The 24,325-nt window shown below is 68.8% G+C and carries 18 protein-coding genes and 1 pseudogene; 9 read left to right on the top strand and 10 right to left on the bottom strand.

What is annotated here, in order from left to right; genetic code table 11:
* The first annotated feature begins 151 nt into the window (after positions 1-151).
* From ACGFIM_RS13140 to ACGFIM_RS13125, 4 genes are all read left to right on the top strand, one after another.
* Positions 152-2,476, top strand: coding sequence for a polyribonucleotide nucleotidyltransferase (locus tag ACGFIM_RS13140; RefSeq protein WP_393199273.1), 2,325 nt, complete (start codon positions 152-154; stop codon positions 2,474-2,476).
* Positions 2,473-3,783, top strand: coding sequence for a M16 family metallopeptidase (locus ACGFIM_RS13135; protein WP_393199270.1), 1,311 nt, complete (start codon positions 2,473-2,475; stop codon positions 3,781-3,783). Before ACGFIM_RS13140 ends, ACGFIM_RS13135 begins: the two co-directional genes overlap by 4 nt.
* 140 nt (positions 3,784-3,923) lie before the next feature.
* Complete coding sequence (gene dapB, locus ACGFIM_RS13130; protein ID WP_393199267.1) at positions 3,924-4,661, top strand: 4-hydroxy-tetrahydrodipicolinate reductase; 738 nt, start codon at positions 3,924-3,926, stop codon at positions 4,659-4,661.
* 164 nt (positions 4,662-4,825) lie between these two features.
* On the top strand, positions 4,826-5,305 hold the full coding sequence (locus tag ACGFIM_RS13125) for a GNAT family N-acetyltransferase (RefSeq protein ID WP_393199264.1): 480 nt from the start codon (positions 4,826-4,828) through the stop codon (positions 5,303-5,305).
* Between the two features lie 15 nt (positions 5,306-5,320).
* Here the strand turns inward: ACGFIM_RS13125 and ACGFIM_RS13120 are convergent, their stop codons facing one another.
* The 4 genes from ACGFIM_RS13120 to ACGFIM_RS13105 form a co-directional block, all read right to left on the bottom strand.
* On the bottom strand, positions 5,321-6,016 hold the full coding sequence (locus ACGFIM_RS13120) for a GAF and ANTAR domain-containing protein (RefSeq protein WP_393199261.1): 696 nt from the start codon (positions 6,014-6,016) through the stop codon (positions 5,321-5,323).
* A gap of 167 nt (positions 6,017-6,183) precedes the next feature.
* Positions 6,184-7,059, bottom strand: coding sequence for a 1,4-dihydroxy-2-naphthoate polyprenyltransferase (locus ACGFIM_RS13115; protein ID WP_393199258.1), 876 nt, complete (start codon positions 7,057-7,059; stop codon positions 6,184-6,186).
* 16 nt (positions 7,060-7,075) lie between these two features.
* The gene (locus ACGFIM_RS13110) at positions 7,076-7,684 is read right to left on the bottom strand and encodes a GNAT family N-acetyltransferase (RefSeq protein WP_393199255.1); all 609 of its coding nucleotides are present in this window, start codon (positions 7,682-7,684) and stop codon (positions 7,076-7,078) included.
* 44 nt (positions 7,685-7,728) lie between these two features.
* On the bottom strand, positions 7,729-8,340 hold the full coding sequence (locus ACGFIM_RS13105; RefSeq protein WP_393199252.1) for a CGNR zinc finger domain-containing protein: 612 nt from the start codon (positions 8,338-8,340) through the stop codon (positions 7,729-7,731).
* Between the two features lie 495 nt (positions 8,341-8,835).
* Between ACGFIM_RS13105 and ACGFIM_RS13100 the strand changes: the two genes are divergently transcribed.
* Entirely contained in the window at positions 8,836-9,858 is a 1,023-nt protein-coding gene (locus ACGFIM_RS13100; RefSeq protein WP_393199249.1) for a hypothetical protein, read from the top strand.
* Between the two features lie 836 nt (positions 9,859-10,694).
* Here the strand turns inward: ACGFIM_RS13100 and ACGFIM_RS13095 are convergent.
* The 3 genes from ACGFIM_RS13095 to ACGFIM_RS13085 all read right to left on the bottom strand — a co-directional run bounded on the left by ACGFIM_RS13095 (position 10,695) and on the right by ACGFIM_RS13085 (position 15,327).
* Positions 10,695-11,267 carry a GntR family transcriptional regulator gene (locus ACGFIM_RS13095; RefSeq protein WP_393199247.1) on the bottom strand — a complete coding sequence of 191 codons (573 nt, stop codon included), beginning with the start codon at positions 11,265-11,267 and terminating at the stop codon, positions 10,695-10,697.
* Between the two features lie 1,317 nt (positions 11,268-12,584).
* Positions 12,585-13,319 carry a RadC family protein gene (locus ACGFIM_RS13090; protein WP_393199244.1) on the bottom strand — a complete coding sequence of 245 codons (735 nt, stop codon included), beginning with the start codon at positions 13,317-13,319 and terminating at the stop codon, positions 12,585-12,587.
* A 1,291-nt stretch (positions 13,320-14,610) separates the two neighbouring features.
* Positions 14,611-15,327 carry a GntR family transcriptional regulator gene (locus tag ACGFIM_RS13085; RefSeq protein ID WP_393199241.1) on the bottom strand — a complete coding sequence of 239 codons (717 nt, stop codon included), beginning with the start codon at positions 15,325-15,327 and terminating at the stop codon, positions 14,611-14,613.
* Positions 15,328-16,672: 1,345 nt separating this feature from the next.
* On the opposite strand from ACGFIM_RS13085, the gene dapA reads away from it, so the two are divergent.
* Both dapA and ACGFIM_RS13075 read left to right on the top strand, forming a co-directional pair.
* Entirely contained in the window at positions 16,673-17,590 is a 918-nt protein-coding gene (gene dapA, locus ACGFIM_RS13080) for a 4-hydroxy-tetrahydrodipicolinate synthase (protein WP_393199238.1), read from the top strand.
* Positions 17,591-17,644: 54 nt separating this feature from the next.
* On the top strand, positions 17,645-19,330 hold the full coding sequence (locus tag ACGFIM_RS13075) for a ribonuclease J (protein WP_393199235.1): 1,686 nt from the start codon (positions 17,645-17,647) through the stop codon (positions 19,328-19,330).
* Between the two features lie 94 nt (positions 19,331-19,424).
* On the opposite strand, the gene ACGFIM_RS13070 is transcribed toward ACGFIM_RS13075, so the two are convergent.
* A complete protein-coding gene (locus ACGFIM_RS13070; protein WP_393199232.1) occupies positions 19,425-20,201 on the bottom strand; it encodes an ABC transporter permease subunit in 777 nt (258 codons plus the stop codon).
* A 714-nt stretch (positions 20,202-20,915) separates the two neighbouring features.
* A pseudogene (locus ACGFIM_RS13065) lies at positions 20,916-21,569 on the bottom strand (ABC transporter ATP-binding protein); the annotation flags it as partial.
* 112 nt (positions 21,570-21,681) lie between these two features.
* Here ACGFIM_RS13065 and ACGFIM_RS13060 point away from each other — a divergent pair.
* Together ACGFIM_RS13060 and ACGFIM_RS13055 are read left to right on the top strand one after the other, a co-directional pair.
* The gene (locus tag ACGFIM_RS13060; protein WP_393199229.1) at positions 21,682-23,010 is read left to right on the top strand and encodes a sensor histidine kinase; all 1,329 of its coding nucleotides are present in this window, start codon (positions 21,682-21,684) and stop codon (positions 23,008-23,010) included.
* Positions 23,007-23,648, top strand: coding sequence for a response regulator (locus ACGFIM_RS13055; protein WP_393199226.1), 642 nt, complete (start codon positions 23,007-23,009; stop codon positions 23,646-23,648). Before ACGFIM_RS13060 ends, ACGFIM_RS13055 begins: the two co-directional genes overlap by 4 nt.
* 88 nt (positions 23,649-23,736) lie before the next feature.
* Here ACGFIM_RS13055 and ACGFIM_RS13050 read toward each other — a convergent pair whose 3' ends face one another.
* Positions 23,737-24,234: a DUF402 domain-containing protein gene (locus tag ACGFIM_RS13050; protein WP_393199223.1), complete on the bottom strand. Its 498-nt coding sequence runs from the start codon at positions 24,232-24,234 to the stop codon at positions 23,737-23,739.
* Positions 24,235-24,325 lie beyond the last annotated feature (91 nt).

Raw genomic sequence — 24,325 nt, 5'->3', positions numbered from 1 at the left:
CATGCGACCCGCGACGCCTGCGGGCCGGTCCTCGGTAGTGGCTTCCGGTGAGAACGCACTTATCCGGGCGCTTCGATCGAAGACCGGCGCTGCACCTAACGAGGGTGCCGGTGAGAAGGGCGCGGGTGACCGACCCACAAGGAGGTCCCCCGTGGAGGGTGTCCACACTGCTGAAGCCGTCATAGACAACGGCTCATTCGGCACGCGCACGATCCGGTTCGAGACCGGCCGGCTCGCGCGCCAGGCGGCGGGATCCGCCGTCGCCTATCTCGACAACGAGACCATGGTCCTGTCCGCGACCACCGCGTCCAAGACGCCGAAGGACCAGTTCGACTTCTTCCCGCTGACGGTCGACGTCGAAGAGCGCATGTACGCCGCGGGCCGCATCCCCGGCTCGTTCTTCCGCCGCGAGGGCCGTCCGTCCGAGGACGCGATCCTCACCTGCCGGCTGATCGACCGGCCGCTGCGCCCGTCGTTCGTCAAGGGCCTGCGCAACGAGGTGCAGGTCGTCGCCACCGTCATGGCGCTCAACCCCGACCACCTCTACGACGTGGTCGCCATCAACGCCGCGTCGCTGTCCACGCAGCTCGCCGGCCTGCCCTTCTCCGGCCCGATCGGCGGCGTGCGGGTCGCGCTGATCGACGGCCAGTGGGTGGCGTTCCCGACCCACCACGAGCTGGAGCGCGCCACGTTCGACATGGTCGTGGCCGGCCGGGTGCTCGACGACGGCGACGTGGCCATCATGATGGTCGAGGCCGAGTCCACCAAGGACACGCTCAAGCTCGTCGCCGAGGGCGCCGTCGCCCCGACCGAGGAGACGGTCGCGCAGGGCCTCGAGGCGGCCAAGCCGTTCATCAAGGTGCTGTGCGAGGCGCAGACCCGCATCGCGCAGGTCGCCGGCAAGGAGACCGCCGAATACCCGATCTTCCTCGACTACCAGGACGACGTCTACGCCGCCGTCGAGGCCGCGATCAAGACCGAGCTGGCCGCCGCGCTGACCATCGCCGCCAAGCAGGAGCGCGAGAACGAGCTGGAGCGGGTCAAGGCGCTCGCCGCCGAGAAGCTCCTGCCCGAGTTCGAGGGCCGCGAGAAGGAGATCTCCGCCGCGTTCCGCGCGGTGATGAAGAAGCTGATGCGCGAGCGCGTCATCAAGGAGGGCGTGCGCATCGACGGCCGCGGCACCAAGGACATCCGCGCGCTGTCCGCCGAGGTCCACGTCGTGCCCCGGGTCCACGGCTCGGCGCTGTTCGAGCGCGGCGAGACCCAGATCCTCGGCATCACCACGCTCAACATGCTGCGCATGGAGCAGGTCATCGACACGCTCAACCCCGAGCGGACCAAGCGCTACATGCACAACTACAACTTCCCGCCCTACTCCACCGGTGAGACCGGCCGGGTGGGCTCGCCCAAGCGCCGCGAGATCGGTCACGGCGCGCTGGCCGAGCGGGCGCTGATCCCGGTGCTGCCGTCGCGTGAGGAGTTCCCGTACGCGATCCGGCAGGTGTCGGAGGCGCTCGGCTCCAACGGCTCAACCTCGATGGGCTCGGTCTGCGCCTCGACGATGTCGCTGCTCGACGCCGGCGTGCCGCTCAAGGAGATGGTCGCGGGCATCGCGATGGGCCTGATCGGCGAGGGCGACACCTACGTCACCCTGACCGACATCCTCGGCGCCGAAGACGCCATGGGCGACATGGACTTCAAGGTCGCCGGCACCAGGGACCTCATCACCGCCCTGCAGCTCGACACCAAGCTCGACGGCATCCCGGCCCACGTGCTCGCCGCCGCGCTCAAGCAGGCCAAGGGCGCCCGCCTGGCGATCCTCGACGTGATGCAGGAGGCGATCGACTCCCCGGCGGAGATGAACCCGACCGCGCCGCGCATCATCACCATCAAGGTCCCGGTCGACAAGATCGGCGAGGTCATCGGCCCCAAGGGCAAGATGATCAACCAGATCCAGGACGACACCGGCGCCGAGATCACCATCGAGGACGACGGCACCATCTACATCGGCGCCACCGACGGCCCGTCCGCCGAGGCCGCCCGCGCGGCGATCAACGCCATCGCCAACCCGCACATGCCCGAGGTGGGCGAGCGCTACCTCGGCACGGTCGTCAAGATCGCCGCGTTCGGCGCGTTCATCTCGCTCATGCCGGGCAAGGACGGCCTGCTCCACGTCTCGCAGATCCGCAAGCTGCACGGCGGCAAGCGCATCGAGAACGTCGAGGACGTCATGACCGTCGGCGAGAAGATCCAGGTCGAGATCGCCGAGATCGACGGCCGCGGCAAGCTCTCGCTGGTGCCGGTCGAGGTCATCGAGAAGGAGGCCGCGGAGAAGGAGGCCAAGGCCGCCGAGAGCGCCGCCGAGCCGGACGAGGCGCCGGCCGCCGAGGACAAGCCGGAGCGGCCGCGCCGCACCCGCACCCGCGTGCGCACCCGCAGCAGCTCCTCCTCCGAGGGAGACGACCGGAACTCGTGACCACGACCACGCTGCACCCCGGCAAGGACGGAGCCGGGGTGGTAAGGCGCACCGTCCTCCCGGGTGGGCTGCGTGTGGTGACCGAGACCATGCCGACCGTGCGGAGCGTCGCGGTCGGCATGTGGGTCGGCATCGGCTCGCGTGACGAGGCCCCCGAGCACATGGGGGCCACGCACTTCCTCGAACACCTGCTGTTCAAGGGCACCCCCACGCGCGACGCCATGGAGATCTCCGCCTCCATCGAGGGGATCGGCGGTGAGATCAACGCCTTCACCGCCAAGGAGTACACCTGCTACTACGCGCGGGTCCTCGACGAGGACCTGCCGATCGCGGTCGACGTGCTCGCCGACGTGGTGACCAGCTCGCTGGTGACCGAGGACGACGTCGAATCCGAGCGTGGCGTGATCCTCGAAGAGATCGCCATGCACGACGACGACCCCTCCGACGTCGTGCACGAGCAGTTCGCCGCCACCCTCTACGGCGACTCGCCGATCGGCCGGCCCATCCTGGGCACGGTCGAGTCCATCAACGCGCTCGGCCGCGACCGCATCGCCGAGTACTACCACCGCTTCTACCGGCCGCGCCGCACCGTCGTGTCGGTGGCGGGCAACGTCCGGCACGAAGAGGTCGTCGAGCTGGTCGCCAGGGCGTACGAGCGGGCGGGGGCGCTGTCCGGCCCCGCCGAGTTCGAGCCGCCGCGCACCAGCGGGCCCGGGGCCGAGACCCGCTCCGGCGTCGCGGTGCTCGACCGGCCCACCGAGCAGGCCAACCTGGTGCTCGGCACCACCGGCCTGTCGCGTACCGACGACCGCAGGTTCGCGCTCGGCGTGCTCAACGCGGCGCTCGGCGGCGGCATGTCGTCGCGGCTCTTCCAGGAGATCAGGGAGAAGCGCGGCCTGGCCTACTCCGCCTACAGCTACACCTCGGCCTACGCCGACACCGGCCAGTTCGGCATCTACGTGGGCTGCCTCCCGTCCAAGATCGACGACGTGCTGAAGATCTGCCGCGACGAGGTCGCCAGAGTGGTCGCCGAAGGGCTCACCGCCGACGAGATCGCCCGCGGCAAGGGACAGATGCGCGGCGGGCTCGTGCTCGGCCTCGAGGACACCGGCTCGCGCATGTCCCGCATCGGCAAGAACGAGCTGGTCTACGACGAGCTGATGTCGGTCGACGAGGTGCTCGCGCGCATCGACGCCGTCACCCCCGACGAGATCTCCGAGATCGCCGCCGACGTGCTCAACCGGCCGCTCACGCTGGCCGTCATCGGGCCGTACGGCGACAAGGACTTCAGCTACGCCATCCGCTGAGGCCCCGGCTCCGGGTCCCGGCCGCTTCCGCTCCGGGCCCGGCTCGGGGCCGGCTGGGATCCCGTTGAGACCTGTGCCGCCGTACCGGCCCTCGCCCTGCCTGCGGCGAGGCCGGGGCGGTGGCACGATAGGCTCGCCCTGTGATCAGGGTAGGAGTGCTGGGCGCCCGGGGACGTGTGGGCGTCGAGGTGTGCAAGGCGGTCGAGGCGGCCGGCGACATGGAGCTGGTGGCCGCGCTCGACAAGGACGACTCCATCGAGCAGCTCGCGGGCGCCGAGGTGGTGGTCGACTTCACCCATCCCGACGTGGTGATGGGCAACCTCGAATGGGCCATCGGCCACGGCATCCACCCGGTGGTGGGCACCACCGGCTTCACCGAGGAACGGCTCGACACCGTACGCGGGTGGCTGGCGGCGAACCCGGGCACCAACTGCCTCATCGCCCCCAACTTCGGCATCGCCGCCGTGCTCATGATGCACTTCGCGCAGCAGGCCGCCCGCTACTTCGAGTCGGCCGAGATCGTCGAGCTGCACCACCCCAACAAGGCCGACGCGCCGTCCGGCACGGCCCGGCGTACCGCCGAACTCATCTCCGAGGCCCGCGCCAAGGCCGGGCTGGGGGCGATGCCCGACGCGACCACCACCGCGCTCGACGGCTCCCGCGGCGCCGACGTCGGCGGCGTCCACGTCCACGCGGTACGCCTGTCAGGGCTGATCGCCCACCAGGAGGTGCTGCTCGGCGGCGACGGCGAGATCCTGACGATCCGCCACGACACGATGAGCAGGGCCGCGTTCACGCCCGGCGTGCTGCTCGGCGTGCGCCGCGTACGCGAGCTGCCCGGCCTCACCGTCGGCCTGGAGCGGCTGCTCGACCTCTAGCACGCGGCGTTTCTGGCGCGTGATTGCACACGACGTGCCCACGTTCGCACGCGCGGACGTGGGCACGTCGTGAGGAGAGGGTCCCGGCTCCGCACAGCCGGGCCTACGATCTTCAACCCTAATATGCGCGGCGAGGTTCGCCCGAAACATGGGAACGTGTCGTCATGGTGCGATGGGCTGAGCAGGACGAGCTGGCCGGACTGGTGCCGATCGAGCTGGCCGCCGACCGGTTGTTCGAGCAGGCCGGCATCGTGTTCCCGCCCGGCACCACCATGATCGAGGAGGTCACCGATCCCGGTGCCGTGCTGGTCGAGGACAGCCCGCCCGCCGGGTTCGCGCTCATCGGCCAGGTCGACGGCAACATCCACCTCGACCAGCTCGCCGTACGTCCCGAGCGCATGCGGCAGGGCATCGGCGGGCGGCTCGTGGCGGCCGTGCTCGACCACGCGCGCGCCTGCGGGGCGCCCGGCGTGACGCTGACGACGTTCAGGGACGTGCCGTGGAACGCCCCCTGGTATGCCCGCCACGGCTTCTCCGTGCTTCCTGAGAGCGCGTGGGGGCCCGAGATGCGGGAGCTGGTCGCACATGAGCGGGAGCTCGGGATCGAGATCGCGCCCCGCGTCGTCATGCACCACGCCCTCTGAGGAGGGCGCGGCGGCTCAGCCCGGCGCGCGCTGAGGAGGCTCCTCGAAGCGGGAGCGCCTGGGCGGCTCGCCGCTCACCTTCTCCACGATCGAGGCCGCGATCTGGTGCACCTTGACGTTGCGGTCCTGCGAGATCTGCCGCAGCAGCTCGAACGCCTGCCGCGCCGTACACCGGCGCTGCGCCATGACGATACCGAGCGCCTGATCGATCACCGCCCGGGTGGTCAGCGCCTCCTTGAGCTGGCCGGCCACCTCGCGCATGCGGGCCACGTCCAGCGCCGCACGGAACAACACCCCCACGTGCGCCGCCGTCACCCGCATCGCCACCCACGTCTCGTCGGCGAACCCGCCGGGGCGGCGCGAGTAGAGCGTCAGGACGCCGAGCAGCGTCCCCTTCGACTCCAGCGGCTCGCAGTGCACCCCGCGCACCTGCTCGGCCGCCGCCAGGAACCGCGGCCAGCGCGACTCCGCCCGCAGGTCGAGCGACGTCACCGGCCCGCCGCCCTCGATCACGTCGAGCAGCGGCCCCTGTCCTGTGGCGCGCTGCACGCCGTCCAGCAGCTCGGCGAGCCCGTCGGAGCTGGCCACCGTGGGCAGCTCGCCGGGGCGGCGCAGCACGATGCTCAGCATGGGGGAGTCGGGCATCGCCCGCCTGGCGATGGCGACGCACTCGGCGAGTGCGCGCTCGAACTCCTCGATGTCAGTGGGCACGCTGGCCCCTCCGGCCATGATCCCTCGCGCTCGTCGGCGTGCTCGTGCCCTAAGGCTAACGGCTTACGCACGCCCCTACGAGAGGCAAACCCCTGACCCCCGCGGTGGCCGCTCCTGCCCGTGGCACCCGGCTCGTGATGCCCGGTGCCCCGTGAGCTTTCGTCCGCTCAGAAGACGAGGGCCAGGCCCACCGCGAACAGGGCGCCGTACGCCATCTGCAGCTTGCCCGTCTGCTGCAGCACCGTGATGAGCGCGGGGCCGACCGCCTTGCTCAGCACCGCCTTGATCGGGGCCGCCGCCAGGGGCGCGGCCAGCAGCGCCAGCGCCGCCCACGGCGTGATCGGCACCATCGCCAGCGCCACCACGTACGGGATGACCTGGCAGGCCACGTAGAGCGTACGGGTGCGCTCGGCGCCCAGCCGCACCGCCAGCGTGCGCTTGCCCGACTCGCCGTCGGTGACGACGTCGCGCAGGTTGTTGACCACCAGCATCGAGCACGACAGCAGGCCCACCGGGATCGAGGCGATCAGCGCCGCCCAGCTCAGCTGCTCGGTCTGCACGTACGCGGTGCCGACCACCGGCACGATGCCGAAGAACACGAAAACGGCCAGCTCGCCCAGCCCGCGATAGCCGTACGGATGCTTGCCGCCGGTGTAGAACCAGGCCGCCGCGATGGCCGCCGCACCCACGAGCAGCACCCACCACGCCTGCGTGACCAGCACCAGCACGAGCCCCAGCACCGCCGCGACCGCGAACGAGCCCAGCGCCGCCGCCAGCACCTGCTTCGGCGGCGCCGCCCGCGAGCCGACCAGCCGCATCGGGCCGACCCGCTGGTCATCGGTGCCGCGGATACCGTCGCTGTAGTCGTTGGCGTAGTTGACGCCGATCTGCAGCGCCAGCGCCACGAACAGCGCCAGGACCGCCCGCCACCACACGAAGCCGCCCTCGCCGATCGCCACGCCGGTGCCCACCATGACGGGCACGATGGCGTTGGGCAGCGTACGCGGGCGTGCGCCGGCGATCCACTGGCCGGGGGTTGCCATGTTCCTTCCTCAACCTCTAGCTGATGTCGGTGGCGAGCCGGATCATCCTGATCGGGCGGCCCATGTCGAGCACGCGCTCGGCCATGTCCTCGCCCCAACCGGCCGACTCCAGGAAACCGAGCAGGGGGTAGTTATCGGCGAACACCCATGTGACGATCTGCCGGAAGCCGTCCTCCCTGAGGTAGTCGACGGTGGCGTTGAGCAGGCGGCTGCCGTGACCCCGGCGTACGAAGTCGGGATCGACCAGCAGCGTCAGCATCTCGGCCGTCACGCTGGGGTCGAGGTCGGGGTCCTCGGCCGGCGCATGAGAGGCCAGCCCCACCACACGCTCACCACCACGAGGAGTGACCAACGCCGCGCTGCCCCCCGCGCCGAGAGCCGGGAAGCCCTCGGTGTCGAGGATGGTCTCCACCGCCACCAGCACCCGGTGCATGGGGCTGGGCGGCGCGACGATCGCCTCGTCCCACTGGCGCAGCCACATCTTCTCGGCCGCAGGGCCGGTCATCTGCTCAAGTGGACCCTCCGGGAGGAAGTCCCGATAGCCGTAGCGCCAGGCGCGGATCTGAGTGTTCGCAACCTGGAGCACATCCTCGCGCCGGGCCGCCCGGACGCCTACGTCTGCCATCTCGGCCCGCTCCTTCGCCTGCCGTTCATGCCACAAGGCACGAGTTACACCGTATCGGTGTTTGACCCTTGAGGACGACGCGAACCCCGCTTCCTCGCCCGGTAAGCGCGTGTCTTAGTGCGGTTGCCGCAAACCCTCATGGAACACCACGAGCGGGAACGGTTCTTCGACGAGTCGATGAACGCCCACTGGCACGTTCCCTCCGCGCACACCTTCAGCCGGTCCCACGACGCCGTCATGACCGCCGCGGCGATTCGCGCCAGCCCGCCCCGTACGCCGTCCGCCACCGGAACCAGACCCGGACCCTCCTCCGGAGTCACCAGCACCCGCAGAGGAAGCTGCGGCAGGTCGGCCGCCTCGCGCCTGAGCGCCGCCCGCAGGCTCTCACGCAGCTCGTGAGCGATCCGCAGGTCGTCGTCGGTGGCGTGGTCGTGGGCGCCGGCCAGGCCGCGCTCGCGCAGCCACAGGGCCAGCTCCGAAGGGGAGGACAGCTCGTCCGCCTGGGTTTCGACGTCGAAGGTGTTCACGAAGTCGCGCACGAGCTCCGTGGAGAACGGCATGTCAGTCACTCTACTGCGCGTACCGGGCATCATGATCAGCAGGTGGGTCCGCGTCGTGAGCGTTTCGTCCTTGCGATGACCGTGGGTGCCGCACACGTTCCCCAAGTGATCGTGAACCCGCGCCCCGCCGCAACGCGATAGGCCACCGCCCCCGTGCTGCTCCGGCGTTGGATTCCTCGCACTGCCCGGGCGTTGCGTTCCTCGCGTTGCCTTAGCGTTGTGTTCTTCGTGCTGTTCCGGCGGCGCGCCTCCCGGTCCGCTTGGGCGTCGTGCTCCCCGCGCCGTTCCGGCGTCGCGCCCCCGACACCGCTCCGAGGCCGTCCCGGCGCCGGGACGCACTCCGCGAGACCGCCTGGACTGACGCCCAACGCGCCCTTTCGAGCCGGAGCGCATCGAAGGCCGGCACGAACCTCCACCACTTACGCAGCAGCAGCCCGGACCACCGAAACCACGCCGACCACGAAAACGCCGCCACCACCTGAACGCCACACCGACGATGTCCGCCGGAACGGGCAACCTCACCCCCTGCGATGCCTGCCTGCGATAACGCCGCGCAGGATGGGAAAGGCAGGAGGGGAGAGGAGGTGCCACATGGCGGACCTCACGATCCCGGACGGCGGCTTCTGGCCGGCGCCGGACATCCCACAGCCCAACATCTACCCGATGGAGTGGCGAGTCGAGACCGAGAAGCTCGCCGCCATCTACGAGAAGTCGAAACGCGTCGTCTGGAACCCCGCCGACCTGCCCTGGGACGCCCTGGACCCTGGCGAGTTCACCCGCGAGCAGCGGCTCGGCATCATGTACTGGTTCTCGGTGCTCGCCAATTTCGACGCCTCCGGCCCCGCCGTCTTCGCCCGCGCCACCATCCAGGCGTTCGAGCGACACGAGGAGGACCCGGTCAGGAAGTGCTTCTTCTCGATCACCCGCGACGAGATGAACCACGAGGAGTGCTGCCAGCGCACCATCGCCCGCCTGTGGCCCGGCGGCCCCCTCGACTGGACCCCGTCCGACGACCTCGAAGCCGCCGCCCACAACAACATCGGCTGGCTCTACCACAACGGTGGCCGCTACTGGAACGGCTACAGCGCCGCCGTCGGCCGGTACTCGCTGCCGGTCCTGTTCACCAGCTTCATGATGGGCGAGATGGCCGCATCCACGCTCTTCCGCGGCATGGCCTCGGGCACCCGTCATCCCGTCTTCAGCGAGATGTTCCAGCGCATCGGCCGTGACGAGTCCCGCCACCTCCAGATCTGCATGACCATCCTGGAGAACGAGTGGCCCGGCCTCACCGACGACACCCGCGTTCTCATCACTCGCCAGCTCAGAGCCGGGTTCGTCTTCCTCAGCATGATCCTCTGGGAGCCGCCTGAAGGCTTCTGGGAGCTCCCGCCGTACTTCCTGCCCAACCACCGCGTCCTCATGGACCACGCCAGGGAGGCCGGGCTCGGCGTGCTGTCGTACGAGGAACAGGCCGAGAACTGGCGGGTCGCCATGGCCCACGTACGCGCCATCGTCGAGCGCTGGGGGATCGACTTCCCCGCCATTCCGGAGCTCGACCTAGAGGGCGTACAGGTGGACGTCGTCGACCCGGAGGACATCATCCCCGTCTTCTAACGCCGAATGCGGGGAGTGTCGCGCCTGAGACCGTAATGCCGAATGCTGGGAGTGTCGCGTCTGAGACCCTAACGCCGAATGTGGGGAGTGTGGCGTCTGAGACCGTAACGCCGAATGCGGGGGAGTGCCGCGTCTGAGACCGTAACGCCGAATGCGAGTAGTGCCGCGCCTGAGACCGCCGCTGAGAGAGGCGCCGCCTCCAGCACGGATCCCTGCCTCCTGGCACCTGCCGGCACGGCCATGCTCGAACGGCCACCACTCTCGGGCGAAGCGCTAGCACTCCCACCTTGGACCGTCGCTGACACCTGCCACGCACACCAGCCGCCGCGCCGACCGGCCTGCCACCCGCATATCGCTCCGGCGTTTGCCGCTTCGTAGGCAACACCCGCTCCGCCCGCCATATGACCGGTGGCGGGTCACGCCGACGTCGCAGCGCCGTGCCTTGCAGGGCCTACGTGGCTTCAGCCGGAGTCTCCTTGCCGCACCCCGCCTTGCATCAGTCCAAGTTGCCGGCCCATCCGGAATCGGCGGGTGACCATCACCGACCGGGATGGCGGACGGCCAGGGTCGCCACGCGCCGCGAGGAGGAGCACGGTTGCCAGGCATCCCGAGGACGGCCAGGGTCGCCACGCGCCGCGAGGACGGCCAGGGCCGCCACATACCGCTGGACGTCCATCAACGCCACGCACCGCTGTGGACGTGTCCGGTGCAATCTACCTCTGAGGACGCTGACGACTGCCGCCCACCGCCGAGGGCGCTGGTATCCGCCGCTTACCGTTGAGGACGGCGACGGCTCCCACGGACCACTGCCTCAGGCTTGCCCTATGCCGCGCGCGTCAGCTCGGCTTGCCCCGCCGCGCCCTGAACCGTCGTTCGCCGGCCGGTTTCGAGGCCGGCGTGCTTTCGGCCTTCCCCGGCACCCGATGGTCGGGCGCCGCCGGCCACCGTTCCTCCTGGCAGACGAAGCTGCCACGATACGGAACGCTGTACACCCACCCCTCTTCGCGCAGCAGCGAAATGGCCCGCCGTACGGTCTCGCGCGCGGCCCCGTACGTCCGCACCAACGCGATCTCGCTGGGAATCTGTTGCCCTGCGGCCAGTTCACCGCCCTTTATCCGCTCCCGGATTTCTCCAGCGATATGCCGATAAAGCGGTATAGTCCGGCCCGCCGGTCGTATTTCACCTGGTGCGCTGACGAATGTTCCCTGCCCCTGCCTGGTGTGGACCAGCCCTTGATTGCGCAGCACGCGAATCGCTCTGCGTGCCGTCGTGCGCGCGACGTTGAATTCCCGCTGGATTCCCGCCTCGCTGATAATCACATCTCCAGGCGAGTGTTCGGCGATGATCCGCGATCGGATGACCTCGCTGATCTGGAGATAGAGATATCTGTCGCCCTCGCGATTCAGCACGCCTCAAGAGTATCCAACGGAACGGCGACAGGAAGGCCAATCGAGAACCAGGGCTTATGATCCATTTCCCAAGTGAGGTCACCTTTGTTCCCGGGAAAGGCCTGGTGGATGCGAAGGCGAGGTCGCCAAGGCTTCCAGGTAAAGCCTGGTGGACGAGATGGCGCAGTCACCGTGGTTCCTGCCCCAGGTCGTCCAGCCGCCTTCTAGCCTGCCCGGCTGGCCGGGGATGCGGAGCAAGGCGAAGCGTCGGGAATTATGTGCAAATTGTGGCCAGCGAGCTCAACTGCTGGAGGGCCCTCGCGTTCGTCGGCTCGAGAGGCAGAAGGTTCGCATCGCCATGCCGGACATGTACGCGCAAGTGGGGAAACGCCAGCAAAAAGAAGCCGACGCAGAAGAAAGTGGCGCGCACAGAGGTGACGGAGAAGAGAGTGATACGCGCGGAGGCACCACAGGCGGAGGCAATCCGCCCGAATGCGATCCGACGGAAGGGACGCGCAGAAGCGGCGCAGAGGGAAGGGGTGCGTACGGATGTGACCTGACGGAAGGGGGCGCGTGGAAGCTGCGCGGAGGGAAGGGGCGCGTACGGATGTGATCCGACGGAAGGGGGCGCGCAGAAGCGGCGCAGAGGTAAAAGATGTGCCCGGATGCGATTCGACGGGAGATGATGCGCGCGAAAACGACACGAACGGACGCGACGCGGACGCAACCTGCGCTTGGAAAACAACGCAGACAGAAATGGTGACGGCCACCGCGGTCCCTCGAAGACGCAGTTCCGAAGGACAGCAAGCGCGATGGCCGCACCAACAGTCTGCCGCGTGAACGGCCTCCGGTGAAGCTCTTCCCAACCAGTGACTCCGACTTTCTGTTGCGGGCTCTGTGAAGGGAAGGCGATGAACGCAGTGTCACCGGACGGGGTCGCCACCCGCCCGGTGACAAGGGAGCAGTGGGTGCCTGGTACGCGCCATCGTCCAGTACTTGGCGCACCGGAGACCGCTGACTATGGCACGCCCTCGGCAGCCGTCGCCCACGCACCCTGCGTCGTCCCCGCATGATCCCGGGCGACGCGCCTGCCCGAACCCCACTGACGAGGCGCGGGCTTCACCCGGGATCATGCGTAGGACCATGAACATGGCCCCATGCGACTTCAAGGGGGCATGGAGCCACGTCCAAGGCGAGTAATGGCCGGCTGACGTCCATAACGGCCTACCCGCGGGATTAGGTTCTCATGGTCATCCCTTGGAAAACTGGCGTTCGACGCTATACGCGGGATCATGCCGTTTGCGGAATCCCGCCTCCCTCGTCCGGTGGAAAATGGCTTTATAGCGGAATGCGTCTCCAGGCCCCATCCGAGATGATCACGTGATCGAGAAGCCGCAGCCCGACCGTCTCCGCCGCCTCCAGCAACCGGGCCGTGGCCTCCAGATCCTCGGGACTCGGGTCGAGCGACCCGCCCGGATGGTTGTGGGCGAGCCCGAACGCCGCGCCGCCCGCCGTCAGCACCTCCCTGATCACCTCGCGTATGGGCAGCACCGTGTGATCGCTTGCGCCCTCGGTCAGCACCGCACGCTTCAGCACCCGTCCACCGGTGTCGCACGCCACCATGACCAGCCGCTCCTGGGCCCGGCCATGGAGCAGCGGGGCACAGGCGTGGGCGAGGTCGGACGTGCTCGTGATGCGTTCGCGCTCAGGCAGGGCCTCCGCTCGGCGAACGAGATGGAACGCCGCCGTCACCCGCGCCGCCTTGGCCGGCCCGATCCCGGGCAGCGCGAGTAACCGGTGCGGGTCCGAACGGCCGAGGCCACCGAGATCTCCGCAATGTGCGATCACCTGGCTGGCCAGGTCGAGCGCGCTCGCACCCCGGAACCCGGAACCGAGCAGCACGGCCAGCAGCTCACGGTCGGCCAGCGCGGCGGCACCGCTGGCCATGAGCCGCTCGCGCGGCCGATCACCTTTGGACAGGTCTTTGACTCGCATCGGCAACCTCCGCCCCCGTTGTATCAACGGCCACCGACAATCTCTGACCTGCGCGTTCGCCTCCAGCTTTCGCTCCAAGCGATCGGCTCCCAAGCCGCGAATCTCCCGTCTCCCGTGGCCCCACACGGGGTCTACGTGGAAGCCCGTCTGTCAGCGTCCAACGCAAGGAGCCTGCGTACAGCGCAAGAGTCTGTGCCTAGCGCAAGGAGTCCGGCTACGCCCGCCCTTCCGCAGAGGCTGCGCGTCCCAGAACGGCGCGTACCGCTAGGTGAGAGACACCGAATGCACTCGAGCGACCTGCCCCCTGGGTTGCGCCCGGCGGTTACCCGGCTGACCGCCCATCCGACAGCCCGGCCTGCTCACCCGCCCAGTGATTCGCCCCGTGGCCTGCCCGGCAGCTGACCTGGCCGCCCGCTCGGGTATCTGGCTGGTCGCTTATCCGCTCGGGTGTCTGGCTGGTCGCTTATCCGCTCGGGTGTCTGGCTGGGCGCTTGTTCAGTCGCCGCCCCGGCCCCTGTTCGGACACTTCTCCGAGGACGTGGCTGGCTGCTTGTTTGGCCGCCTTTCCAGGTGCCCGGCTGGCGGCTTGCTCGGTCACAGGCTCTGCGTCTGCATGATCACTTGTTCAGTCGCCTCTCTGCGTTGGCCAGCCGATTGCTCGGTCGCCTCTCTGCGGCGGCTGACCGGTTGCATGATCACCACTCCGGGCCTCTGCCCTGCCACCCGGTCGATCGCTTCTCCGGGCGTCCGGGTGGCTTCTCCGGACGTTTGTCTGACCACGTGTTCGGTTGCTTCACCGGGTGCCCGGCCGGCCACACGGCTGTCCCTTGCCGGACCACCCGCCCACTTACCCGAGTGGTCGCGGCCGCGTCAGACCGGGCGGGAGCCGAGCCGCAGCAGCACCAGCTCCACCTGCCTGGCCCGTTCCGCGACGAACGCAGGACTCCGGTGAGCGAAATCCCCGTGCACCAAGCTGTAGGCCTGCCCCGAGGTTCCATCCGGTGAGCCGCAGTAGTGTCGCCGAGCGAGCGCGCTCCAAGATGACCCGAAATCCACCTGCCCGCGAGGTTCGTGAGAAGCCCGAGCACAGCCGGCAGCTATGAAGCCGTGCAGAAGCACGTGACGTGGTGTTCTGGAGCGCGCGCGTCGCTCCGGGGGAGAGCTTGAGGCGCTCCGGGGAGAGGGGCGGCGTGTGTCCGCCAGGGAGGCGATGTGGAGGGGCGCATCGGCACAGTGCCGGCCGGCGGATGACCGTGCTGAGTACCGGGCGCGTGATGGGCTGTGCCGGGTGGAAAAAAAGGGGAGCTCCGGGCGAGAGAGAAGGTGCTCGCCCGGAGCTCGCCGTCCAGGACAGGCGGGTGACCGTGATCTAGACGGGCATGCTGTACATGACCCGGAACCGGTCGCCCGGGATGATGATGTCGCTCGTCTCCACGGGCCGGTCGCCCGCCCAGTGCGTACGCTCCACATGCAGCACGTGCACGCCGGCCGCCAGGTCGAGTGCGTCGCTCTCCGCCGGGCGGGGGATGCGGGTGTGCACGCTCTCGACGATTTCCGTGATCTTTATGCCGTGCGCGTACATCTTCGTGACGAAGCCGCGTCTGTCCTCGTCGCTGTGGGACGCGAACTCCCGCATTTCGTACGACGTGGCGAGCTGGAGCGGCCTGCCGTCGCCTCGGAAGACGTACCGGGTCCTGGTCAGCGTGGCGTTCTCGGGTACGCGGAGCCGTCGCGCGATATCGGGGCCCGCCTCGGCCAGCTCGCTGTGCCAGTCCCACGTGACGCGTCTGCCCTGCGACTGCAGGTCCGCGGCGAAAGGGGCGGGGTGGTCAAGGAACCGCCATCGGTGCAACGCGATCAAGTCGGGCCGTTCCCGGACGTAATGGCCCGAACCAACGCGGCCGATGATGAGGCCCTCGCCCGCGAGCACACGTAGCGCGTGACGAGCGGCGGTCTCGCCGACCTGATATTTGCGGGTCAGCTGCGCCCGCGAAGGAATGGGCGCGCCGGGGGGAAGGGTGCCGTCGGTGATCTGTCGCCGGATGTCTTCGACGACACGCAGGTAGACCGGATCTGAGGTGGCCACTAGTCCATCCCTGGGGGTTCGTGTGAGGCGTTGCCCTATGTTGCCGTATTCGGCAGGTAACCGACCGTCATCGAGGGATGCTGGAGCCCCAACTTTGCGATGGCGGAAAATTATCGGAGAAACCGTGTAACGCCGGTGTAAGGGCGACCGATTCTCCGATAGAGGTCGTCGATGTGTGTACCCCCGAGCACATATCGGCGACCTCTTCCATGTCGGCTCTGCCTGACAGCCGCCTACCTTAGTGACGTACGGCCAGGTGAGACAGCCTTTTCTTGACGAGAAGTCGAAGATCTCTTGACTCGCCGGCATGGTCTCCCTGCTCCCGCGACCCGTGATGTCGCACTTGCGCCGGTGCGTCCGCGCCCGGTTGTCCCTCCTGTACGGCAGTGGAGGGCCGAGTCCCGGCTGGTCAGCCGATGCCGCTGCTTGAGCGGTGCTGTCACCTCTTGGGCGGCTCTGGAAGCACAAGGCCGCTTCGCAGGCTTCGAGTCAAGGTGGTGTAGCCCCAGTGGAAGGTGGCGGATGCCGCCAATGATCGAATGAGGCGTATCGACACGTGGTAGTGCCACCGCTCCTCCGGCGCCCCGGCCCGGAGCCGTACCTTCCGACCCTGGTCCAGAGCGGTACGTCTCCTCGGCCGGCGAGGCCGTGTTCGTGGCACGCAGTCCTCGGTTGGTGAGGGCGCGTTGGCGGCGCGCGTGTTCTCGGTTGGTGAGGGCGCGTTGGCGGCGCGCGTGTTCTCGGTTGGTGAGGGCGCGTTGGCGGCACGCAGTCCTCGGTCGGCGAGGGCGCGTTCGCAGCACGCATGTCCTCGGACGGCGATGCCGCGTTCGCCGTTCACGTGCGAACCCGCTGTCATGAACGAACGCCACCCGCTGGACTCAACCCGCCCACCGACCCCACCTTGAGCCACCCGCCGGCCCAGGTGGAGCAGGTACGTGGCTGGCGTGCGACGGGGTAGCCGGGCCGGTCGGTAGGTGCGGTGCGCATGGCGGCGGTGCCTGGCGTGGTGCGCGAGGCGGTGCTGCGAAGCGTGGTGGGCATGGCGGCGGTGCCTGGCGTGGTGCGTGCGGCGGTGCTGCAAAGCGTGGTGTGCGCATGGCGACGGTGCCCAACGTGGTGCGCGCGGCGGTGCTGCGAAGGGTGGTGGGCATGGCGGTGATGCCAAGTGAGGTGCGCAGGGCGGCGACGCTGAGTGACATGCGTCGCATCGCGCGGTCGAGCCGTCCGGCGAGGCGCACTGAGGCGTACAGAACCCCGTGAAAGCGGTCAAAAGACGGCTCCAGGTGGGCGAAGCGGGGTGGCGGCGTCCAATGATTTTCTGAATCCGGGTAGCGTTCGCACTATGGCATCGCCAACTGGAACCACCGACGCGCCCTTCGGTCGCATGCTGACCGCGATGGTCACGCCGTTCACCCCCGACGGCGAGGTCGATTACGCGGCTGTGCGACGTCTTGCCACCTATCTGGTGGACGAGCAGCGAAACGACGGTTTGATCGTCAACGGGACGACCGGTGAGTCGCCCACCACCTCCGATGAGGAGAAGCAGCGCATCGTCAGCGCTGTGCTGGACGCGGTCGGGGACCGTGCGACCGTGGTCGCGGGGGCGGGGACCAACGACACCCGCCACAGCGTCGAACTCGCCAAGCAGGCGGCCCGCGCCGGAGCTCATGGCCTGCTGGTGGTGACGCCGTACTACAACAAGCCGCCGCAAGAGGGGCTGTATCGGCACTTCACCGCCGTCGCCGACGCTACCGACCTGCCGGTGATGCTCTACGACATTCCGGGACGCAGCGGCGTACCGATCAAGACTGAAACCCTGCTGCGGCTGGCCCAGCACGAGCGCATCGTGGCCGTGAAGGACGCCAAGGGCGACCTGTTCGCCGCGAGCCAGGTGATGGCCGCGACCGACCTCGCGTTCTACTCCGGTGACGACCTGCTCAACCTGGCCTGGCTCTCGCTCGGCGCGGCCGGCTTCGTCAGCGTCGTCGGGCACGTGGTCGGGGCCGAGCTGGCGCGCATGATCAAGCTGTACAAGAGCGGCGAAGTCGCGCAGGCCCTGACCGTGCACACTCAGCTGGCTCCGGTTGTGGACGGGATCATGCTGCGAGCGGGCGGCGCGATCATGGCAAAGGCGGCGCTGAGCCTGGTGGGCATGCCGGTCGGTCCGGTACGCCTGCCGCTCGTGGACGCCACGGAACAGCAAATCGCCGAGCTGCGTGCTTGCCTGGTGGCCGGCGGGGTGAAGTTGACAGACACATAGGAACGGGGAGGAACCGGGAGTTTTGAGAACAAGATCTGACCATGGGGGCCGGGCATGAGCCATCCGCATCCTGAGCTTGGCCCCCCGCCGGCGCTGCCCGAGGGCGGCCTGCGCATCGTCGCGCTCGGCGGATTGGGGGAGATCGGCAGGAACATGGCCGTCTTCGAGTTCGACGGCCGCCTGCTGATCGTCGACTGCGGGGTGTTGTTCCCCGAGCCCGAACAGCCGGGTGTCGACCTCATCCTGCCCGACTTCGAGTACATCAGGGACCGGCTCGACGACGTCGAGGCCGTGGTGCTGACGCACGCCCACGAGGACCACATCGGGGCGGTGCCGTACCTGCTGCGCGAGCGGCGCGACATTCCGCTCGTCGGGTCCAAGCTCACGCTCGCACTCATCGAGGCCAAGCTGACCGAGCACCGCATTCAGCCGGTCAAACGCGAGGTCGTCGAGAACGAACGGCACGTGTTCGGACCCTTCGACTGCGAGTTCCTCGCGGTCAACCATTCCATCCCCGACGCCTTGGCCGTCGCCATCAGGACTCCCGCCGGCATCGTGCTGCACACCGGTGACTTCCGCATGGACCAGTTGCCGAGCGACGGCCGCCTCACCGACCTCGGCGGCTTCGCCAGGCTCGGCTCCGAGGGCGTCGACCTGCTGATGTCCGACTCCACGAACGCCGAGGTGCCGGGGTTCGTCACCAGCGAGCGGGAGATCGCGCCGGTCATCGACGAGGTGATCCGCACCTCCGAGCAGCGGGTGATCGTGGCCAGCTTCGCCTCCCACGTGCACCGCATCCAGCAGGTCATGGACGCCGCCGCCAAGCACGGCCGCAAGGTGGCGCTCGTCGGACGCTCGATGGTGCGCAACATGGGCGTGGCCCGCGACCTCGGATACCTCAAGGTGCCGCCGGACCTGATCGTCGACTCCCGCGACATCGAGGACTGGCCGCCCCAGGACGTGGTGCTGATCTGCACCGGCTCCCAGGGCGAGCCCATGGCGGCGCTGTCGAGGATGGCCAACCGCGACCACCCGATCCGCATCGCGGAGGGTGACACCGTGCTGCTGGCCTCGTCGCTGGTGCCCGGCAACGAGACCGCGGTCAACAAGGTCATCAACGGCCTGACCAGGTGGGGTGCCCGCGTCGTGCACAAGGGCAACGCCAAGGTGCACGTCTCCGGCCACGCGGCCGCCGGTGAGCTGCTCTACGTGCTCAACCTGACGCGCCCCTCCAACTTCATGCCCGTGCACGGCGAGTGGCGTCACCTGCGGGCGCACGCCAAACTGGCGGCGCTGACCGGCGTGCCCGAGGACCACATCGTGATCGCCGAAGACGGCGTGGTCGTGGACCTGGTCGACGGGCGCGCCCGGATCGTGGGCGCCGTCCACGCCGGATACGTCTACGTCGACGGCTCCTCCGTCGGTGAGATCACCGACACGTCCCTGAAGGACCGCAAGATCCTCGGCGACGAGGGCTTCATCTCCGTGGTGGTCGTGGTCGACTCCAACACCGGCAAGCTCACCGCCGGGCCGGAGATCCACGCGCGCGGCTCGGGCATCGATCCGGCGCAGTTCGACGAGTTCATCCCGCAGATCCAGCGGGCCCTCGAGGAGAAGGCCGCGGACGGCGTGGTCGACATGCAGGAGATCCGCCGGGTCGTGCGCCGTACGGTGGGCCGCTGGGTGAGCGACACCTACCGCCGCCGGCCGATGATCATCCCGGTGGTGCTCGAGGTGTGAGCGGCATCCGGACGGTACGGCAGGTCTCCACGCCTGCCGTACCCGCCCGGCGGCGCGCAGGAGCGCGCGCAGCAGGCGACCCGGATGAGGCATGTCAGACGTCCCTTCGGCGTATCAGTGCGGTGGCGGTGAGCAGGGGGACGATCGCGTACGCGATCAGCACGATGGCGGCCGCCGGCGGCGACAGCAGGGAGCCGTAGACCGAGGACGCGTTGGTCTCGCCCACGAGCTGGCGGGGAAGCGCTCCGATCATGAACGACCCGAGGCTCTCGCTCCAGGGTTCGGGAAGGTTCCCGACGATGATCGGGATCACGTAGACGAGCGCTGCGATCGCGGCGATGGCGGCCGCCGGTGAGCGCAGCATCGCCCCCAACCCCAGGCCGAGCAGCGCGAACACGGGCACAGTCACCGTGAGTGCCAGCAGGAGCGGCAGCCGCTCTCCGAAGGCCATCGCGTAGGCGCCGGAGAACCGGTCACCGATCGCGTTCCTGGCAGCCGCGTACGTGCCGAAGACCGTGACGGCGCCGACCCCCAGGGACAGGACGCCGACGGTGACCGCCTTGGCGGCCAGTAACGGCCAGCGGCGGGGCACGACCGCCAGACTCGTCCTGATCAAGCCCGTCGTGTATTCGGACGTCATGGCCAGGACGCCGAGGACCCCCATCGCCAGCTGAGGGCCGATCACGAACGCCTCTTCCAGGTTCGCGATCCTGGCGACGGCCTGCCGCTCCGGCGGGGCCGTGTCGTACGTGCCCGCCGCTGTGACGGCGAGCACGAGGCCCGCCACGATCGTGCTGAGGGCCAGGCCGACGATCAGGTAGGTCGAGCGGACCGAACGCAGCTTCACGTACTCGGAGGTCAGGACGCTCATCTCAGGGTTCGCTTTCTGGTCAGGGGCGGGATGGCCGCGCGTCGACGGAGTGCCGACGAGGGACGCGTGCAGGGCGGTGAAGGACCGGGGATTGTGAGTCCGGATGGTGTGCTGATCGCGATGCTCACGCTGGTCACGGGCTGAGGAACGTGTGGGCGTGTGGCCGGTCCGCTATTTAAAAGCCGATCAGGGCCAAGGCGTGCGATGGTGGAGCGCAGGTTGCGCTGCATGCGGGCCGGGTCGTGGTGCGTAACGGCCAAGCGCCGGTTGCGCTGCCGTGCGGGTTGATCAGGGATCGTGGTACGCGACGGCCGATCGGTGATCGCGCTGTGTGCGGGTCGATCAGGGGTCGTGGTGGGCGCTGGTGGATCGGTGGTCGCGCTGCGTGTGGGCCGGTCAGGGGTGGTGGTGCGTGACGGCGGAGCGTTGGTCGCGCTGCGTGCGGGCCGGTCAGGGGGCATGGTGGGCGATGGCGGGGAGCCGGTCGTGCTGCGTGCAGGCGGGTCGCAGGCCGGGCGTGCCCGCAGAGGCCGACCGTATGGGACGGTGACGTGCAGCAGAGCCGGCCCGGCCGACCACGCTGACGAGTGGCCGGGCCGGCGTTGCCCCGGGCGGTAGGGAGCCGTCGCGTGCGTGCGAGGAACGGTGTCATCGGGCGGCTCCATAGCGCACGTCGCCGGCGGTCAGAGCGAGGTAGGCGTCTTCGAGCGAGGGATAGCGGGCCGTCAGCTCGGCGACGGTGGCCTGCGAGATGAGCCGGCCACCGCCGAGGATGACGATGCGCTCCGCGGTGAGGGCCATCTCGCTCATGAGGTGGCTGGAGAGCAGGATCGTGCGGCCTTCGGCGGCCAGACCGCGCATGAGGTCGCGGATCCAGCGCACACCGTCGGGGTCGAGGCCGTTCACAGGCTCGTCGAAGATCAGCACGCCGGGGTCGCCCAGCAGCGCGGACGCGATGCCGAGCCGCTGCTTCATGCCCAGCGAGAAGCCGCCCACGCGCTTGCGCGCCACGCTCGCCAGGCCTACCTGCTCGAGCACCTCGGAGACGCGGGCGCGGCCGATGCCGTTGGTGAGAGCCATGCTCAGCAGGTGGTCGTAAGCGCTGCGGCCCCCGTGGACCGCGCTCGCGTCGAGAAGCGCGCCGACCTCGTGCATCGGTCTGCGCAGCGACGCATAGGGGCGGCCGTTGACCAGGGCCCGGCCCGAGGTCGGCGCGTCGAGGCCGAGTATCAGGCGCATCGCGGTGGATTTGCCTGCGCCGTTCGGCCCGAGGAAGCCGGTGACGTGACCGGGCTCGACCGTGAAGGACAGGTCGTCGACGGCGAGGGCGGCGCCGTAGCGCTTCGTGAGGTGCTGAACTTCGATCACGCCGAAAAGAATGCTGGGCGGCGGCGTGCCGGCGCGTCGGACCACGGTCCGAACTTCAACGTCAGACCCTGGGTTGACGTGCCGCGCCGCCGCAGCGGCTACGGTTCAACGCGTGAACGACACGCATCCCTTCTTCGCCAGGCGGCTGAGCCTTCGCCAGCTGATCGTGCTCGATCTCCTGGCGGGGCTGTGCCTGGCGTTCCTGTTGTTCACGGTCATGGCGGGCGTCGTGACGATGCCGCCGTGGATGCGCGTGGCCCTTCCGCTGGCGCTGGGCCTGCCGCTCGCCCTGCGCAGGGTGTGGCCCATGCCCGTCTTCTGCTTCACTCTGGTGCTCGCCCTCTATACGGCGCTGGCGGGGGCGGTGGGGCACGCCTATCTCGCGCCCGCATACGCGCTGTACATCGTCGCCCTGTCCGGCAGGCTCGGCGCCGCCGTTCCGACGTCGGCCATCGCGGCGGTGAGCCTGGTCACCGTCCTTGGGCTGACGGTCGCTGGCACGTCGCAGACGGGCGCCCCCGGCTGGGTGGCGCATCTCGACCAGCCGCTGTGGGGCATCGGAGCGCTGGGCGGGGCCTGGACGATCGGGAGAGCCGTGCAAGAGCGCAGGTCTTACGCGGCGCGCGAGGCGGAGCGCCTGGCCGCGCAGGCCGTCAGCGAGGAGAGGTTACGACTGGCTCGCGAGCTGCACGACGTGGTCACGCACAACGTGGGGTTGATCGCCGTCAAGGCGGGGGTCGCCAACCACGTCCTGGCGTCCAGGCCCCAGGAGGCTCACGAAGCCCTGCGCGTGATCGAGACGGCCAGCCGAAGTGCGCTCGTGGAAATGCGTCACCTGCTCGGCGTGCTGCGGTCGTCGGAGGCGCCCGAACGCGTGCCTGCACCCGGACCGGCCGGCATCCAGGGCCTCGTGGAGCAGGCGCGGCTGGCAGGAGTGGAAGCCGAGCTGGACCTGCGCTTCATCCCGGACACCGCCGCGGGCGGCGCCGCGACAGGTGGTCCCGCGGCGGGTGGCTCTGCGGCGGAGGGTTCTGCGGCGGAGGGTTCTGCGGTGGCTGGTTCTGCGGTGGGTGGTTCTGCGGTGGGTGGCCGAGCGGCGGGCCGGTCTGCGGCGAGCGGTGCTGAGGGTTGGGCGCGGCTGCCGGAGGGTGTGGGGCTGTCGGTCTATCGCATCGTGCAGGAGGCGCTGACGAACGTGGCCAAGCACGCGGCTCCCGCTCGGTGTCACGTGTCCGTGACGGTGGAGGAGAGGGAGGTGCGCATCGAGGTGCTCGACGATGGGCCCGGGAGACGCGCCTCACCCCCTGCGGAAGGCTCTGGGCACGGCCTGATCGGCATGCGGGAGCGGGTCATGATGTACGGCGGTACGTTCGAGGCCGGAAACCGCCCTGATCGAGGGTATCGGGTTTTCGCGACATTGCCCTATGGGGAGGTTTCTTGATTCGCGTGGTCGTCGCCGATGATCAGGCTCTGATCAGGGGCAGTTTCACGGTACTGGTCGATTCCGAGCCTGATTTTGAGGTGGTGGGCGAGGCGTCGAACGGGGCGGAAGCCGTTGAGGTCGCTTTGGCGCAGCGGCCCGATGTGGTGCTCATGGACGTGCGAATGCCGGAAATGGATGGCATTGAGGCTACGCGTCGGATCAAAGACGTTTCTCGGGTGCTCGTCGTGACGATGTTCGACCTCGACGCTTATGTGTATGACGCGCTTCGGGCCGGTGCCAGCGGTTTTCTGCTGAAGGACACGCCGCCTGCGGACCTTCTCGAGGCCGTACGCGTGATCGCCCGTGGGGACGCGCTGCTGTCGCCTGCGGTGACGCGGCGGCTGATCGAGGAGTTCACCCGCACTCCGGTTATGCCGAGGGTGAAAGGGCTGAACGGCGTGACCGAGCGGGAGAAGGAAGTGCTAGTGTTGATTGCGAGAGGGCTGTCGAATAATGAGATAGCAGCTCACTTGCACGTGAGTTTGGCGACGGTGAAGACACATATCACCCGGCTGCTGGCCAAGTTGGAAGCGCGGGATAGGGCGCAGCTCGTTATCGCGGCGTATGAGAGTGGGTTGGTTACGGCTGCCCGGTGATATGGTGCGGCTGTGAGTGCGGCGGTAATTCCGGCAGTTGCTGTGATGGTACGGCCGGCCCTGCCATCGGGTCTCTCGCTTGATACGTTCAGGAAGTCTTCGTTCGCCACGCCAAGTGTGCGCCGCCGAATGGGCCTTGGCCTGCGCTGACCGCGTTGAGCAGCCAGCGAGCTGATTCCTCTGCTTGTGTGATCAAATCGGTCGGGTAATTGAGAAGCAACTGATGCTCAGCGAATTCGTCTTCGTCGTCGAGGATGATGCGCCCGTTTCGCAACTTGATGACGTCCAGGTCGAGGTCGAGCATGGTGACCTCGTCGTCCCGCCACTCGGGGACCGTTGTGACATCGATGTAGAGATCGCTTCTGTGGGGCGGCACGTGGAAGGAAGCGGTCCACCAGGCGTCTCGGGGGAACAGCATGGTCACCGGTGTCTTCAAGCGGATAGGCGGGTCGGTGCCCTTTCTGGCTAACGTCCCGACTGGAACCTCCACCCAGACACCGTGCTCGTCCTCACCGAGCAGGTGGCCGGGGTGATTCCAGTGCAGTGCGCCTCCGTACTTTCGGTACACGATTCGCACATCGTTCATGGGGTGATACGTATCCGGAGCCGGCGCGGCTCACACGGAAGCCAGAGCGGATACCGCGCGAGTGAGAGCCGCACCCGCGCGCTGAGCGGAA

This window comes from Nonomuraea sp. NPDC049309 (assembly GCF_043196965.1).
Taxonomy (GTDB): Bacteria; Actinomycetota; Actinomycetes; order Streptosporangiales; family Streptosporangiaceae; genus Nonomuraea; species Nonomuraea fastidiosa.
Note: the sequence above shows the minus strand (reverse complement) of the source record. Positions and strands in the feature narration are given on the sequence as shown.